This is a genomic window from Kitasatospora sp. NPDC043949 (assembly GCF_056435365.1).
Map to the genome: position 1 here is coordinate 91,017 of NZ_JBWKEQ010000005.1, position 15,201 is coordinate 106,217.

Here is a 15,201-nt window from a genome sequence, read left to right on the forward strand (position 1 = left end):
CAAACACGGCCCAAACACCCACCCCCCCCCCCCCCCCCCCCCCCCCCCCCCCCCCCCCCCCCCCCCCCCCCCCCCCCCCCCCCCCCCCCCCCCCCCCCCGCCGTCGTCACCCACCAAGGGGAGGACCCCACCTCATGACCACCACACGACCCCGGCGCGGACTGCTGCGCGGCGGCTGCGCCCTGCTCGCCGCCGTACTGGCCGGCCTCGCCGCACCAGCCGCCGAAGCGCATCCGCGCACGGGCGGGATCGTCCGGGTGAGCGTCGGCCTCGACGGCACCCAGCCGGACGGCGCGTCCGCCGCCCTGGGGCTGAGCGCCGACGGTCGCTACGCGCTGTTCTCCTCGGACGCGACCAACCTGGTGCCCGGCGACACCAACGGGGCGACGGACGTCTTCGTCCGGGACCTGCACACCGGCCGCACCCAACGCGTCAGCGTCGGCGCGGACGGCGCCCAGCTCGACGCCCCCACCACCCAGGCGTCGATCAGCGGCGACGGCCGCTTCGTCACGTTCAACACCAAGGCCACCAACGTGCTCCCCGGCCACCGGGCCAACAGCGGCGGGGAGGTCTACCTCCGCGACCTCCGGGACGGCGTCACCGAGCTGATCACCGCCGGCGACCCGGCGGCCACCGGCCAGGACGGCCGCATCTCCCGTGACGCGGTGGCCAGTTGGGACGGCCGCTTCGTGGCCTTCTCCTCCTCCCGGACGGACCTCGCGCCGGTCGGCACGTTCACCAAGGAGAACATCTACGTCACCGACCGCCGGGAGGGCACCACCCGCCTGGTCACCCTCGGGGTGAACGGCAAACCGGGCAACGGCGACTCCTACCTGCCCTCGATCAGCGCCGACGGCCGCGTCATCGGCTTCAAGTCCCGCGCGTACAACCTGCTTCCGGCTCCCGCCCAGACCCCCGCAGCCCCCACAACCCCCGAAGGCCACGAAGACCACGGGAGCCACGGCGGCTCCCCCGCGATCCTCGGGCACGCCTCCTACCCCTTCTACGTGTTCGACCAGCACACCGGGGTGATCAGCGGCGCGAGCACCGACCCCGCCGGCCTGCTCGCCAACACCGGCCTGGACGCCACCCTCAGCCCCGACGGACGGTACGCCGTCTACACCCTCGACGCGCCCGGCGGGCCGATCCTCGGCCGCCACCAGGAGCTCTACACCCGCGACCTGCGCACCGGCACCGTGACCAGGGTGACCACCCCGCTACCCGGCACCACCACGGTCGGCTCCGCCGGCCGCGGCACCATGTCCTACGACGACCGCTGGGTCTACTTCGTCTCCGACGCCGGCAACCTCGTCCCCGGCGTCGACGGCGGGCAGCAGAACGTGTTCCGCCGCGACCTCGCCACCGGAGCCGTCGAACTCGCCGGCGCGGCCGAGGACGGCACCGCGAGCACCGGCACCTCGGACAACCCGTACACCGACGCCTCCGGCAGCGCCGTGCTGTTCACCTCCGAGGACGGCACCCTCGTCCCCGGCGACACCAACCACGTCCCGGACGTCTTCCTCCGCCGGCTCCTCACGCACTGACGCCGGACGGGCTGTTACGGGTGCTGACCAGGCGGGTTCCGGAATCCGCCGGTGAAGGCCCAGATCACCGGTCATCCCGGCCGCGAAAAGCATGATCCGGCGGGGAGGAACAACGGCAACACCCGTAACAGCCCCCGGGCGAAAACCGTGCCGCCCGGCGTCGCCAGCACATAATCACCACATACTTACCCCGAATTGTAAGGCCACTGTCAAGGCACCAAGGTGCGCCAGGCCGCAGTGACTTCAGGACACTGTCGAGGATTCTGTTTTCATCACCCCTCGGGCGACGGATGCTTGTACGTACAGTCTCCGTTCTTTTGGCACTGCCGTGTTATCCGCAGGCCAGTCCACGGAGCGTGCAGCAGGACGTGCTGCTCCAGGCGACGACTCGTGAGGTCGATCGTGACAATGAGAAAAGCCTCAGGAAGTCGATAGCCGTAGCTGTGGAGACGGCACCCAATCCAACCGTCCAAGGAATAGTCCGAGACGGAACGAGGGTAAAAGTGAAGGCCCTTCTCTACCACTTCCACGGAATCGATGACTTCGATTTCTCGACCATCTCGCCCGAGGACCTCCCCGAGGTCCAGAAGGCTGCGGAATCCCGTGAGTACGGAATTCTGCCGACCGTCTACCTGCGGCGGGAGAATCTCCCCCGCCTGGTGGAGGTCCTCCAGGAGTACCACCGGCTCGAACAGGCGAACGCGGTTCCCAACATCGCCGGTTTCGCGATCGAGGGCCCGCTGCTCGGGCCGCAGGGAGGGATACCGCGGGCCGGACGGTGGTTCCCGTCGGCGAAGGAGTGGGACGTCATCGCGTCCCTCGGCCCGCTCGGCCTGCGCTACATCGTGATGGCGCCCGACGCCATGGCCCTGGACGAGCGCATCGACGCCGGTCCCACCTTCGCCGACCTGCTCACCAGCTTCTACGAGCAGGGGCTCCGGATCGCCGTGGGGCACTTCCACCGAGAGGCGCCCGAGCGCAGCGCCGTCCGACTGCGGGAAGTGCTCGAATTCCTGCACAGCCGCTACGACTCCTCCCCGTACCTGGTCCTGACCGACCATCTGTACAACGACACCCCGCGGAACTTCACGCATTCCTGGCGCACGCCGCAGGAGCGGGTCAACCGCGAAGTCGAACTGCGGCGGGTGCTCGATCCCGACTGGAACGAGACCGACCTCCGGGAACTGCTCGGCCCTGTTCCAGCCGAAATGCTGCGCTCCGCACGCGAGTCCCTCCTGTACCCGTGCATCAACTTCGACGGGTACCACGTCGACCTCGAAATCTGCCGGCGCACCGTCGAATACCTGGGCGTGGACCGCCTCATCGCGCTGACCGACCACACCGAGGTCGCCACGATGGCTCAGGAGCCGCTTTCCCGGAGTGACCACAATCCGCTGTGGCTGCGTGACGACGGGGCCGTGGCAGCGGGGTCGAGCGGTTATGAGCAGCAGCGGCAGAACATTCTCTCCATCGGATTCGATGACACGGCGGTTCACCGCATGTTCGTCGACAACCCCGTGACGGCGATCGGATACCGCATCAAGAAGGGCGCCGCGTAAGGGCCTGGAGGGCCGAAAGTCAGGAAGACATCGGGAGAGGAACTCACGGCCACTCGGGCGTCGCGCCCCGGCCACTTCCCCGACCGTGTCGTGCGGGCCGGGGACACGGCCGCCGCCACCGCGGCGATCCCGGTCGTGTCCCCGGCAGCCGACGGCCCGCGCATCCTCCAGGACGACGTCCGGCTGCGGTGCGGCTACGCGGATCCGCCGGCGTGATCCGGCGGATCCGGATGTGAACCACATTGGCGAACCACGAGAGGAGACCAAGGCATGAGCAAGGTTGTCGTCACGGGTGGCGGCGGGTTCATCGGCTCGCACATCGTCGACCGGTTGTGTGCACAGGGACACCGCGTCCTGGTGGTGGACGACTTCTCCACCGGCGATCGGGCCAATCTCGCCGAGAGCGAGGCCCGTTGGCCCGAGTTGAGCGTTCTCACGGCCGACGTGGTCGACGAGTCCACCGCGGCCGCGGTGGAGGCCTTCGCGCCCGAGGTGCTGCTGCTGCTGGCCGCACAGTTCAGCGTGAAGGTGTCGATGCGGGATCCCCTGCTGGACGCCCAGGTCAACGTCATCGGCCTGGTCCGGATGCTCGAAGCGGCGCGGCGCAGCCGGAGCCGCAAGGTCGTGTTCGCCTCCAGCGGCGGGACGATCTACGGGCCCGCCGGTGAGGACGGGGTGCCCATCAAGGAGTCCGCGGGCCGGGTGCCCAGTTCCTTCTACGGGCTGACCAAGTCCGTCGCCGTCGACTACCTGCGCCTTTACCACGAGACCTACGGCCTGGACTACGTCGCGCTCGCCCTCGGCAACGTCTTCGGCCCCCGCCAGACCCCGTTCGGTGAGGCGGGAGTCGTCTCCATCTTCGCGCAGCGCATGCTCTCCGGGCAGACCTGCGTCATCAACGGGGACGGCCTGCAGACCCGCGACTACGTGCATGTGAGCGACGTGGCCGATGCGTTCGTGCGGGCCATGGACCAGGGGCACGGTCTGATCAACATCGGTAAGGGCCAGGAGAGTTCGGTCCTGGACATCCATCAGGCGGTCGAGAAGCGGACCGGCCGTTCGCTGCCGCCCCGCTTCGGGCCGCCGCTGGCGGGAGAAGTGCGCAGGGGGTGTCTGGATCCCTCCCGCGCCCAGGCCCAGCTGGGCTGGACCGCCGGGACGACGCTGGAGGACGGGGTCGACTCCGTCGTGTCCTGGCTGACCGCACGCCCCCTCCAGAAGACGGACTCCGCCGAGGCGGGGCAGACCGGATGAGGCTGGCGGGGATGATCCTGGCAGCCGGGCGCGGCAGCCGGATGGGAGCACTCACCGCCCGGACGCCCAAGCCGCTCCTGCCCCTGGCGGGCAAGCCGCTGCTGGGACACCTGCTGGACCGGTGTGCCGAGACCGACGTCACGGACGTCTACCTCAATCTGCACTACCAGGCCGAGCAGGTCCTTCGCTTCCTCGACGGCACCACGGTGAAGGTGCCCGTCCACGCCCGGACCGAGCCCCGCCTCACCGGGCCCGCCGGGGCGCTGCGGCTGTTCCACGAGGAACTGGCCGCCTTCGACGCCGTGCTCGTCACCTCCTGCGACGTCATCATGGGCGAGCCGCTCCAACGGCTCGTCGACGCGCACACGCGCGGAGGGTACGCCCTGACGTTCGCCTGTACGCGGATCCGGCAGGCCCGCCGCTACGGCGTGCTGGACATCGACCCCGGTGGTCGGATCCGCGGCGCCCGGGAGAAGCCCGACGTCCCCGACGACGAGACGCACTGGATCAGCGCCGGGGTCTACTGCCTGGACCCCCGCGTCATCGCGCACATCCCCGAGGACGTCGTCTACGACTACGCCAGGGAACTCGCCCCCGCGCTGATGGCCGCCGGCGAACGCGTGGGGGCGCACCGGCTCACCGGCTACTGGCGGGACGTGGGCACTCCCGATTCGCTGCGCGAGGCCGGCGAGGACGCCGGCCGTGGGCTCATTCCCTGGCTCACCGAAAGGGCGGACCGATGAAAGTCCTGATGCTGACCTCCAGTTACGAACCCCTGCACGGCGGGGCCGAGACCTATGCCCGGCTGTTGTGCGAAGGGCTGGTGGCCGACGGCCACGACGTCGTCATCGCGACCGACGGGTCGTGGCTGGACCACCTGCCCGGGGACCGCGAGGAGGACGCGGGGAGGGTCGTGCGGCTGCGCGACTTCGCGGACCGCGTGGACGCGCGGGACAAGGTGAGATGGCGGCAGATGCAGTACTCCGTCCTCGACGAACTCGGGGCCGTGCTCCAGGGCGAGAGCTTCGACGTCGTCCACGCCAACAGCCATGAGACGCTGATCCTCGCGAGCATCGTGGCGCTCGAAACGGACGCCGCACTGGTGTGCTCACTGCACGAGCAGAACCCCGACCTGGAGCGGTTCGGCCGTGGCCGGTGCCGCCTGTCGTACCAGACCCTCCCCGTCGACATGCACTTCGTCCCCAGCCGCTTCTTCGCCGAGCGCGCCGCCCGCTTCGGCGCCCCGGCCGACCGCATCAGGCTCGTCCACAACGGCGTTCCCGACGCCCCGCCGGACGACGTGGCCCGGAACCTGCGCTCCGCGCTGCGCGCCGAACTCGGCGTCGCCCCCGACCAACGGCTGGTCGTCCTCCCGGGCCGGATGTCCGCCCGCAAGGCCCAGCTCGACCTGGCCGCGGCACTGCCCCTGGTCGCGGCGGAGCTGCCCGAGGTGCGGGTGCTCCTGTCGGGGAGGGTCTCGGACTACGCGTACGAGAAGAGCGTGTGGGACCGGCTCGAACGCGGCGGTGTGGCAGAACTGGTCACCCTCCGCCAGGACTTCGGGGCCGAGACGATGCCCGCCGTCTACGCTGCGGCGGATCTGGTGGTCCAGCCCTCCCTGGCGGAGGGACTTCCGTTCAGCGTGGTCGAGGCGATGCGCGCCGGCAAGCCCGTCGTCGGCACCCGCGTCATCGGCATCAGCGACGTCATCACCGACGGCGTCGACGGCCTGCTCGTGCCGGCGGCCGACCCGCCCGCACTGGCCGAAGGGATACTGCGGGTGCTCACCGACGAGGCGTTGGCCGCCGAGCTCGCGGCCAACGCGTACACCACGGCGGAACGGGAGTTCAGCAGCCGCAGGATGGTCGCGGACACCCTGGACGGCTACCGGGTGGCCATGGCGCGTCGCCGGCAGTCGGCGTCCGCGGCCCCGACCTCGTGAAGGGGTGACCGTGTCCGACTACGCGCGACTGGTCAAGGCCTACGACATCCGCGGGGAAGTCCCCGCCGAACTCGACGGCGAGGTCGCGGAACGCATCGGCGGCCTGTTCATCCGCTTCACCAACGCCCCGCAGGTGGTGGTGGCCAGAGACATGCGCCCTTCCTCGGCCATGCTGGTGCGGGCGTTCAGCGACGGCGCCCGCCGGGCCGGTGCCGACGTCATCGACGCCGGGCTCGGCTCCACCGACTACCTCTACTACGCCAGTGGATCGCTCGGACTTCCCGGCGCCATGATCACCGCCAGCCACAACCCCGCGAAGGACAACGGCATCAAGCTGTGCCTGAGCGGCGCGGCCCCCCTGGGGGAGAACACGGGCCTCGGCCGGATCCGCGATTGGCTCGTCGCGGGGGAACGCGCCGCACCCGCCGCGTCCCGCGGCACCCGTACGGAAAGACCACTCCTCAAGGAGTACGCGGCACACCTGCGGCAGCTCGTCGACCTCACCGGGATCCGGCCCCTCAGGGTCGTCGCCGACGCGGGCAACGGCATGGCCGGCCTGACCGCCCCGGAGGTCTTCGCGGGCCTGCCCGTCGACCTCGTCCCGCTCTACTTCGAACTCGACGGCACGTTCCCCCACCACGAGGCCAACCCCATCGACCCCAGGAACCTCGTCGACCTCCAGGCCGAGGTCCGCAGGCAGGGGGCCGACATCGGACTCGCCTTCGACGGTGACGCCGACCGTTGCTTCTTCGTCGACGAAGGCGGTCAGCCGGTCTCGCCGTCCGCCGTCATCAGCCTGATCGCAGGCCGGGAGCTGGCACGGCACCCCGGCTCGGCCATCGTGTACAACCTGATCACCGCGGAGGCCACGGTGCGGAGCATCCGCCGCCACGGCGGACGCCCCTTCCGGTCCCGCGTGGGGCACTCCCACGTCAAGGCGCTCATGGCGCAGCACAACGCCGTGTTCGGCGGAGAGCACTCCGGGCACTACTTCTTCAGGGACTTCTGGCGTGCCGACAGCGGCATGCTCGCCGCGCTCCACGTGTTGGCCGCCCTCGGCGGACAGGACCGGCCGCTGTCCGCCGTGATCGCCGCGCACAGTCGCTTCGCGCTGTCCGGTGAACTCAACTGCGTCGTCGCCGACGTCCCGGCCACGATCCGGGAGGTGGAGGAGCGCTACCGGCACCGGGCCGGGGTGACCACGGACCGGCTCGACGGTCTGACGGTCGGCCTGCCGGGCGGAAGTCGTTTCAACCTGCGTCCCTCGAACACCGAACCGGTCCTTCGGGTCAACGTGGAGGCGCACGACCAGGAGACCATGGAGCACCTCCGGGACGAGGTCCTCGCGTTGATCCGACCATAAGACGTTTCTGACGGTGCGTCGGGGCGTGCTCAGGTTGTGGCCGGTCGGCCGGTGACGCCGGTAGTCTGCTCCCGGATTGCGAAGCGGGTGATCATCTCGGCTCGGTGCCCGGGGGCGGGGCGGTCATCGGCGTGGGCGGCGGATTCCCGGCGGCCTGACCCGGCCTCGCCCCACCCCTGCCTACGGCACTTCGAAGAAGGGCATCCCATGGGCTTGGCCCCGTCCTATGACCATGTCGGCGGCGGCGCAGGGGTCTCGCCATGACGGCGCCCGTCCCCCCGGGCACCGCGCGGCTGTTGACCGTGGGCGTCGCCTCCGTCGGAGGGCTGCTGTTCGGCTACGGAATCGGGGTGATCGCCGGAGTCCTGCGGCTGGTCGCCACCACCTTCGCCCTGTCGTCGTGGCAGCAGGGAGCGGTCGTGTCGGCCGCCCTCCTCGGCGCGGCGCTCACCGCCCTCACCAGCGGGCGGCTGGCGGACAGGTTCGGGCGCCGACCGGTCATCGGCGCCGCCGCGGCCGTGTACGCCCTCGGAACGGCGGCTTCGGCGGCGGCCTCGGGCTCCACCGCGCTCCTCACCGGGCGGTTCCTCGTCGGACTCGCCCTGGGGGCCGTCTCGTTCGCGGTCCCGCTGTACATCTCCGAGATCTCTCCGCCCGCCCGACGCGGCGCGCTCGTCACACTGAACCAACTCATGATCACGATCGGGCTCCTGCTGTCCTACGTGGTGGCCTATCTCCTGGAACCCGCGGGGGCCTGGCGCTGGATGCTCGCTCTCGGGCTCCTGCCCGCGTGCGTGCTGATGGCCGGCATGTGCCTGGTGCCCGAGTCGCCGGACTGGCTGCACTCCAGGGGAGACACCGCCCGGGCGGCGAGCGCCGCCCGGCGCCTGTCCCCGCCCGCCCCGGGCGGCACAGCCGCGCGCCCCGGTGGCCGCCCCGCGACGGCGACCGCCGCACGGCCCACCGCCGGCCCCGCGACCGCAACCGTCGCACGGCCCACCGCCGCCCCCGCTGCGAGCCTCCGGCAGGCCTGCGCGCTGGCCGGTCCCCGCTGGGTCGCGCTGGGACTGGCGATCGCCGTCCTGGTCCATCTGACCGGTCTGAACACCGCGATCTACTACGTGCCGACCATCCTGGGCGGAAGCGGCATGACCGCTGCCGGAGGCATCCGGGGAGCTGTCCTGGTCGGACTGTGCAACGTGGCCGCCACCGTCGTCACCATCGCCCTGCTCGACCGGGTCGGCCGCCGGAAGACGATGATCGGAGGGCTGCTGGTCATGGCGGTCGCGGCCGTCGGCATCGCGGTGGCACAGCCGCTCGGGCACACGGGGGCGCCGACCGCAGCGCTGCTGTGCGTCTTCATCATGGCGGGAGCGGTGGGCCCTGCTGCCGTCTTCTGGGTCTACATCGCCGAGATCTACCCGGCGGGTGCCCGCGGAGTCCTGATGAGTCTGGCCACCGCGGCCCACTGGGGAACCGACTTCGTCGTGGCGACCACGTTCCTCCCCCTCGTGCAGGAGCTGTCGCTCGGCGGGGCGTTCGGTGTGTACGCGGCGATCAGCGCGGCGTCCGCCCTGGCCCTGGCCCGCTGGATGCCCGAAACCCGTGGCCGTCTGCTGCTGTGAACGGGACCGGGCGCGAGACTCCTGCGCTCGCGCCCGGGCTGGGCTTCACCCGCCGCCACCTGACGATGCGCCAGAATTGCCGTCAGCCGAGCAATCAGCCGCGCGTCCCCGAAGGTAGGCATCATGACCCGCTACAGCGTCGACCCGAACCGGCACGAGCTCATCGCCACCTGGGGAACCGGCGAAGGCGACCTCGCCACCCGGATCACCGCCCTCCCGACCGACGCGGCCGGCGCCACGCTCCTGCGCCTGGCCGGCGCGCTGACCCGCCTGTCGGAGGCGGCCTGGCGCACCTACACCCACCCCGCCAGCGCTGCCGGCTCCCTCGAACCCGACACCGAAGGCTGGCGCCGCGAGCAGGAACGCGACACCTTCAGCGAGGTCGCCGAGGCCGTGGCCGCGCCGAACCTGCCCCACGGCGGCCTGCTCACCGTCTCCTACAGTCCCCTGCTGGAATCCGCCCACCAGGCCGGCCGCGCCCTGCACGCCCTCGACGAAGCCGAGTTGACGAAGGCCGTCCTCGCCGAGACCGTCACCGAACTCACCGCCGTCGAGAGCGCCGAACTCGGCAACCTCACCGGCCGCGCCCAGCAGGCCGTCCTGCTCAGCCGCGAGGACGCCTCCCCCGTCCAGGTCGCCGCCGCCGACCACCTGCTGGAGCAGAACCCCTTCGGCTCCCTCGCCCTCTTCTCCGACGTCGACCCGACCGCCGCCGCCGTCGCGGCCGCGCACTGGCTCGCCGCCGCGGCCGAGGTCGCCGCCGGCGCCTCCGGCCACGACGCCACCGCCGTCCTGCTCGAAGCCGACAGCATCGAGGACCTCCCGCACCAGACCCCCACCCTCGTCCTCGAACTCCTCGACGCCGGCCACACCCCCCACGACGCCGTCACCGGCCTCGTCCGCCACGCCCTCCACATCGCCGACGGCCTCCTCCCCGACCCCGCCGGCCTGCGCGAACAACTCGAAGACCTCGACGGGGCCCTCGACGACTACACCGAGGACTACACCGACGACGAGGAGACCGACCCGGAGGACACCGGCCTGCGCCTCACCCCCCTCGACCCCAGGCGCCCCGCCCGCGACCTCCTCGAAGACCTCCTCGCCGGCATCCACGGCTGCTGGGTCCTCCACACCGAGTACGACGACCTCGACGAAGAGCACCTCGGCACCGATGACGCAGGCTTGGCCGACGCGGGCCCGGACGACGCGGACCTGGACGACGAACGGGCCGAACAGCACCGGCACCACAGCCGCGAGAACTTCGCCCGTCTCGTCCGCGAAACCGCCGCCCGCCACCGCGACCGGCTCCTCTGACCGCACCTCACCGCCCCGCCGGGGACGGCGGGCGACCGCCCGAGTCGTGCGGCCGGCTCCGCCGCCCCCGCCCCCCGAGCAGCGGGGAGCGGGGGCAGGGGCGACCCCGACGGTGCGGTCAGCCTCTGCGCAGGCCGCCGTCGCCGCTCTGCTTGCGCGCCTGCTGCGGGTCGTAACCGGGGAAGGGGCGTTCGAAGAGCCAGTTGTAGAGCAGCTCCCGGCAGATCTCCGGCTGGTACGCCGGCACCTGGTGTCCGGAGTCGGGCACGCTGACCTGCGTCAGGTTGCCGTGGCGGCGGACGAATCCCTTCGGGTTCCCCTGGGCCTGCGTCCAGACCAGCCGGGGAGCGTTGCGCCACTCCGCCTGCTCGCCCTCTCGTGTCATGAGGTCGTCCAGGATCTCCTCGGTGCTCCGGTACCCGCAGGCGGCGTCGAAGTTCCCGGTGTAGAGCAGGGTCCGGTATCCCCTTTCGATGATCTGGGCGTACTGCCCGGTGCAGTCCGCCATGTTGTCCCGCACCAGCGCTTCCGCCACCGGACCCTCGTTGTCGGCGCACTGCCAGGTGACGTTCGGCGGGACGTGCAGGGCCTCCTTCACGTCCGCGCTGTTCAGATAGGTGCGCAGCGCCCCCATCGACAGGTCGTCCCAGCGCCGCACGTCGTAGACGTCGAAGTTCCCGCCGTAGGCCAGGGTCGTGGCCACCAGGTCGTTGCCGAGTTCGGTGGCCCCCTCCAGGTCTCCCGCGTCGAGGGTGCTCTTGAAGTCCTGGTAGGACTTCTCCAGGGCTTCCTTCTGGCTGATGCCGAGGAAGCCGGCCGCGTAGGCGTAGTCGATCAGGACGCGCAGTGACAGCTCGGGCTTGATCCAGCCGTTGCCGACGGCGATGCCCTGCAAGTTGATGCGCCCGCCCGCGTTCTCCGTGTTCCGCGCGTCGATCTCCAGCGCGATCGCCGGCACGTACTTGCCGGCGTAGCTCTCGCCGCAGACGTACAGCGGGCACTGCGCGTACTCCGGGTGCGCGTCGAGGAACCCCTGGAGGGCGTCGCAGAACATCCGGCCGAGGGCCTCCTCGTCCCGGACGTACTCCAGGGCGTCGTCGGCGTAGCTGTACCCGGTGCCGATGGGCTGGTCCCAGAAGACGACGTGCGCTTCCTGGTTCCAGCTGTGGGGCGAGACCGACACCGTTCCGGCGGCGTCGTCGCCGATGGACAGCGGTCCGTTCTCCAGGAACAGCCCGAGCAGCGAGGAGGCGCCGGGGCCGCCGTTGAGCCAGATCAGCAGGGGCGTCCGGCTGATCAGCTCCTGCTGGTCGTGGACGGCGACGTGGGGGTTGCAGGTCTGGCTCTCGAAGAACCAGTAGAACAGGTGGTTCTTCTTCTGCGGGTGCCGGTGCTCGGTGCTGTCGAGGTGCACGTGTCCGGCGTACGAGCGGACCTTCTTGGTGTCCTCGGTGTGGAAGTCGATGCGCAGGGTGTTGGGGATGTTCGCCGGAATCGAGGTGACGAGGTCTGAGGGCATGGTTTCACCGTCCGTTCGGCAGCGGGCTCAGGGAGCCAGGGGGCGGCGGCGCCGGGACGGCGTGTGGTAGAGGCCGGTGAACAGCCCTTCGGTCCGTTCCACCTGCTCCAGGACGCCGATGCGCTGGCCCTGGAGCAGTTGCAGCGCGGGGAAGCGGTTCTTCTCGAACAGCAGGATGTTCAGCGAGCCGCCGTACATGAAGTTCCCGACGCGCTCGCCCTTGTCCACCTTGACCGGCTCGTCGAGCGAACCCCGGAACTTCTCCTCGAAGTTGACGGAGGCGATCGAGTTGAGACCGACGATCACCTGCCCGACGTACCCCTCGCCGGCCTTGCGTCCGTTGGCGTCCAGGTAGTCCGTGCGGTAGACGAGGTATCCCCGGCGGAAGTCGTCGAACATCTCGTAGTCGTAGCCGTAGCCGACGTTCCCCTTGTTGAGCAGTTCGGGGAAGTCCCGCATCCCGTAGTAGACACCGGGGACGAGGTCGCGGGCCTCGACCACTTCGCCCGCCACCGGGGTGTGGTACCAGTGGTAGCCGTCGGGCATCAGGATGCACGACACCGCCGTGCCGCCGATGAACCTCTGGGCGTAGTCGGAGTCGTCGAGCAGCTGCCTGACGTTCATGGTCACCGTCTTGACCGGGATCGGCGTGTTCTCGGTCAGGTCGTCGACGATCATGTTGATGACGCAGTCGGCCGGGGCGACCACCACGCTCTTGTCGGTCCTGGCGTCGATCGGCCGCCGCGACGGGTCCTTGAGTTCCCGGGCGAAGAACTCGTTGAAGTTCTTCCAGCCACCCTCGGGCTCCTGGAAGTCCTCCATGTGTCGGCCGAGTTGGTCGCGCCACTTCTTGATGAGCACCTTCGACTCCGGCGAGTCCATCTGCAGGCCTTGCAGGTGCGTGAAGTCCGCGAGGATCTTGCGCCCCGGGCCGCTGGTCACGAAGACCATGCCGTAGTCGTTCTCGTAGTTGATCCAGCTGAACTTCTCGATGTAGTCCAGCCCTTCGTGGAGCCCGGGCTGCGAGTTGTACCACTCCGTGAGGAAGGTACACAGGAAGTCGACGTTCTGGTCCTTCCAGTCGCACTGCACCCGCTCCGGGGTGTCGGCCGGGTACGGCACCACGTGCTTGACCGTGGCGTCGTACATGGTCCTGAAGCCCTCGTGGTCCTCCTGGTACCACCGCCTGACCTTCGCGAGCAGCTCGTCCAGGTCGTTCGAGTACGGCTCTTCTTGGTTCGCCATTGCGTTGTCTCCTTCTGATGGAAGTGTCGAGCCCGGCCCTTTCGGGCGATGCGGGCCGGTCAGGAACCGGTGGGGGTGACGTTGCACCGCTCTGCCGGGAGTTCGCTGAGGTAGCCCTTGGCGATGAGGTTGTTGACCTTGTAGCCGCCCTCGAGCCCTGCGGGCGCGAGGTCCGGGTCGAGCCACTCCTGCTCGTCGTTCGGGATGGCCGCCGGCCCGAATCTCTCCTGGTCGCAGTAATACACCCCGGTGATCGGCGACTCGGTGACGTCGGGCGGCGGCGGGCAGTCGTCGGGAACGGCCGCCGCGGCCCGCACGGGCTGCGCGTTCACCGACTGCGCGTTCACCGACTGTGCGGCAGCGGCGCCGCCTGCGGCGGTCAGTCCGGTGATCGGGAGGGCGCAGGCCAGGGAGGCGGCGAACATCGTTCGCACACGCATGCAGTACTCCGGTTTCGTGGGGAGGGAACAGAGGGGGCGCCACGGCGGGGAAGGGGGAACAGTCACACGACACAGGCCGCGAGGGGGACGACACACAACAGCCGCACACACCGCGCGCGATGGCCGGCGGCGGTAGGACGGAACGTCAACTACGGGTGCTTTCCGCGGAATCCGGCGGTTTCGCCCTCGTCCGCGTTCTCCTGACCTCTCCGCCGTTTCCGGCGCCGCTTCGAAGTCCGCTACTCCGTACCCTCCCCGGAACCGGCCGATTCCCCGCTCAACCCGACCGGGCTACATCCGGGCGGACCGGCTCGGCCCGAACGCCTACGGCCTTCCGGGCCCCTTGCTCGGCTTCCCCGGCGCCGGGACGGTGCTCGGCGGTCCGCTCGCGCTGCGGCTGCGCCCGGCCCTCGCGCCGGCCTCCCCCGGGCGGCTGCTGCTGGTGCCGGCAGGCGCGGGCGGCGGGTCGCCCGGCCGCCGCCGACCGCTGGAATCGCTCCGTGCCGTCCGGACGGCCCAGCACCGCTCGTGGTCCGGGCGTGCAGAACAAAGCATGGAGAGCACGAACCGGGCGGCTGCGGGCTTGCACGTGCCCACCGACGGCCGAGCGGATGACGGGATGACCGGAGGGTTGTGCGTGATGCGTACGCTGTACACCAGCCAGGGCGGCGGCCCCCGGCTGCCGCGAAGAGTGGGCGCCCTGGCCGCGGCGGCAGGAACGGCCGTCCTCCTCGTGGCGTCGTGCTCATCCGGGAGCTCGTCCGGGCCCGCGACGCCGACGAACGCGGCGGGGGCGACGCTGTCGGAGGCGCCCAACCCGTCGAGCTTCTCCGGGGAGCCGCCCTCCGCCTTCGCCTCCGCGCTGGAGTCGGCCTCGGCCGCGGCGTCCGCGCGCTCGGCCTCGGCGGCGGCCGCCGCCTCGGCGTTCGAGGCATCGGCGGACGCGCAGGCCGCGCAGAACCGGGCGAAGGCGACCGAGGTGCTCAAGACCGTGGAGGGCCCCGGCAACGCCACCTCCGACATCACCCTGACCGGCGTGCCGCGATCCACCACCGGCGGCCTCCACGCCGCCGCCGTGACCATCGTCAACAGCACCCGCGAGGCCGCGTCCTACGCGGTCCAGGTGGACTTCACCGATGCGTCGGGCCACGCCGTCGACTCGGCGATCGTCGGCGCCGAGAACCTGGCCCCGGGCGGGAAGGCCAGTCCGATCGCCTTCAGCCGCCAGCCGGCCGACCTGGCCCTGGTCCCGGTCGTGGTGAAGGCCCAGCGCTACTGAGCCCAGCGCCACCGGGCACACCCCGGCCGGGCAACGCCCGACGTCCCGGGGGGGGGGGGGGGGGGGGGGGGCGGGGGGGGGGTGGGGGGGGGGGGGAGGGGGGGGGGAGGCGGGGGG

12 protein-coding genes and 1 pseudogene are annotated in these 15,201 nt (G+C 70.9%); 10 read left to right on the forward strand and 3 right to left on the reverse strand.

Annotated features, from left to right (window positions below):
• Nucleotides 1-134 precede the first annotated feature (134 nt).
• The 9 genes and pseudogenes from AC07AL_RS06710 (at nt 135) to AC07AL_RS06750 (ending at nt 10,601) form a co-directional block, all read left to right on the forward strand.
• A complete protein-coding gene (locus AC07AL_RS06710) occupies nt 135-1,544 on the forward strand; it encodes a TolB-like translocation protein (protein WP_363586276.1) in 1,410 nt (469 codons plus the stop codon).
• Nucleotides 1,545-1,552: 8 nt separating this feature from the next.
• Nucleotides 1,553-1,694: pseudogene (locus tag AC07AL_RS06715) on the forward strand (IS256 family transposase); the annotation flags it as partial.
• Nucleotides 1,695-2,047: 353 nt separating this feature from the next.
• Nucleotides 2,048-3,103, forward strand: coding sequence for a hypothetical protein (locus AC07AL_RS06720; protein ID WP_363586275.1), 1,056 nt, complete (start codon nt 2,048-2,050; stop codon nt 3,101-3,103).
• A gap of 270 nt (nt 3,104-3,373) precedes the next feature.
• Nucleotides 3,374-4,357: an NAD-dependent epimerase/dehydratase family protein gene (locus AC07AL_RS06725; RefSeq protein WP_363586274.1), complete on the forward strand. Its 984-nt coding sequence runs from the start codon at nt 3,374-3,376 to the stop codon at nt 4,355-4,357.
• Between the two features lie 11 nt (nt 4,358-4,368).
• On the forward strand, nt 4,369-5,100 hold the full coding sequence (locus AC07AL_RS06730) for a nucleotidyltransferase family protein (protein ID WP_363586273.1): 732 nt from the start codon (nt 4,369-4,371) through the stop codon (nt 5,098-5,100).
• 8 nt (nt 5,101-5,108) lie between these two features.
• Nucleotides 5,109-6,299: a glycosyltransferase family 4 protein gene (locus AC07AL_RS06735; RefSeq protein WP_363586272.1), complete on the forward strand. Its 1,191-nt coding sequence runs from the start codon at nt 5,109-5,111 to the stop codon at nt 6,297-6,299.
• Between the two features lie 10 nt (nt 6,300-6,309).
• Nucleotides 6,310-7,662 (forward strand): phosphomannomutase/phosphoglucomutase, encoded by a 1,353-nt coding sequence (locus AC07AL_RS06740; protein WP_400808089.1) that lies wholly within the window; start codon nt 6,310-6,312, stop codon nt 7,660-7,662.
• Nucleotides 7,663-7,922: 260 nt separating this feature from the next.
• On the forward strand, nt 7,923-9,287 hold the full coding sequence (locus AC07AL_RS06745; protein WP_363586270.1) for a sugar porter family MFS transporter: 1,365 nt from the start codon (nt 7,923-7,925) through the stop codon (nt 9,285-9,287).
• Between the two features lie 123 nt (nt 9,288-9,410).
• Nucleotides 9,411-10,601, forward strand: coding sequence for a hypothetical protein (locus AC07AL_RS06750; RefSeq protein WP_400808094.1), 1,191 nt, complete (start codon nt 9,411-9,413; stop codon nt 10,599-10,601).
• Between the two features lie 118 nt (nt 10,602-10,719).
• Here the strand turns inward: AC07AL_RS06750 and AC07AL_RS06755 are convergent, their stop codons facing one another.
• From AC07AL_RS06755 to AC07AL_RS06765, 3 genes are read right to left on the reverse strand one after another with little or no spacing between them, the layout of a single operon-like run.
• Nucleotides 10,720-12,120: a S10 family serine carboxypeptidase-like protein gene (locus tag AC07AL_RS06755; RefSeq protein ID WP_363632991.1), complete on the reverse strand. Its 1,401-nt coding sequence runs from the start codon at nt 12,118-12,120 to the stop codon at nt 10,720-10,722.
• Nucleotides 12,121-12,147: 27 nt separating this feature from the next.
• Complete coding sequence (locus AC07AL_RS06760; RefSeq protein WP_363632989.1) at nt 12,148-13,365, reverse strand: phosphatidylserine decarboxylase; 1,218 nt, start codon at nt 13,363-13,365, stop codon at nt 12,148-12,150.
• A 59-nt stretch (nt 13,366-13,424) separates the two neighbouring features.
• Nucleotides 13,425-13,805 carry a hypothetical protein gene (locus AC07AL_RS06765; RefSeq protein WP_400845204.1) on the reverse strand — a complete coding sequence of 127 codons (381 nt, stop codon included), beginning with the start codon at nt 13,803-13,805 and terminating at the stop codon, nt 13,425-13,427.
• A 640-nt stretch (nt 13,806-14,445) separates the two neighbouring features.
• Between AC07AL_RS06765 and AC07AL_RS06770 the strand changes: the two genes are divergently transcribed.
• Nucleotides 14,446-15,084, forward strand: a complete 639-nt coding sequence (locus AC07AL_RS06770) for a hypothetical protein (RefSeq protein ID WP_400845201.1) — start codon at nt 14,446-14,448, stop codon at nt 15,082-15,084.
• Nucleotides 15,085-15,201 lie beyond the last annotated feature (117 nt).

Excerpts from the sequence above, each read along its gene's own strand:
- AC07AL_RS06750 (WP_400808094.1), top strand. The coding sequence starts at position 9,411 with ATGACCCGCTACAGCGTCGACCCGAACCGGCACGAGCTCATCGCCACC.
- AC07AL_RS06755 (WP_363632991.1), bottom strand. The coding sequence starts at position 12,120 with ATGCCCTCAGACCTCGTCACCTCGATTCCGGCGAACATCCCCAACACC.
- AC07AL_RS06730 (WP_363586273.1), top strand. The coding sequence starts at position 4,369 with ATGATCCTGGCAGCCGGGCGCGGCAGCCGGATGGGAGCACTCACCGCC.
- AC07AL_RS06725 (WP_363586274.1), top strand. The coding sequence starts at position 3,374 with ATGAGCAAGGTTGTCGTCACGGGTGGCGGCGGGTTCATCGGCTCGCAC.
- AC07AL_RS06770 (WP_400845201.1), top strand. The coding sequence starts at position 14,446 with ATGCGTACGCTGTACACCAGCCAGGGCGGCGGCCCCCGGCTGCCGCGA.
- AC07AL_RS06710 (WP_363586276.1), top strand. The coding sequence starts at position 135 with ATGACCACCACACGACCCCGGCGCGGACTGCTGCGCGGCGGCTGCGCC.
- AC07AL_RS06735 (WP_363586272.1), top strand. The coding sequence starts at position 5,109 with ATGCTGACCTCCAGTTACGAACCCCTGCACGGCGGGGCCGAGACCTAT.
- AC07AL_RS06765 (WP_400845204.1), bottom strand. The coding sequence starts at position 13,805 with ATGCGTGTGCGAACGATGTTCGCCGCCTCCCTGGCCTGCGCCCTCCCG.
- AC07AL_RS06760 (WP_363632989.1), bottom strand. The coding sequence starts at position 13,365 with ATGGCGAACCAAGAAGAGCCGTACTCGAACGACCTGGACGAGCTGCTC.
- AC07AL_RS06745 (WP_363586270.1), top strand. The coding sequence starts at position 7,923 with ATGACGGCGCCCGTCCCCCCGGGCACCGCGCGGCTGTTGACCGTGGGC.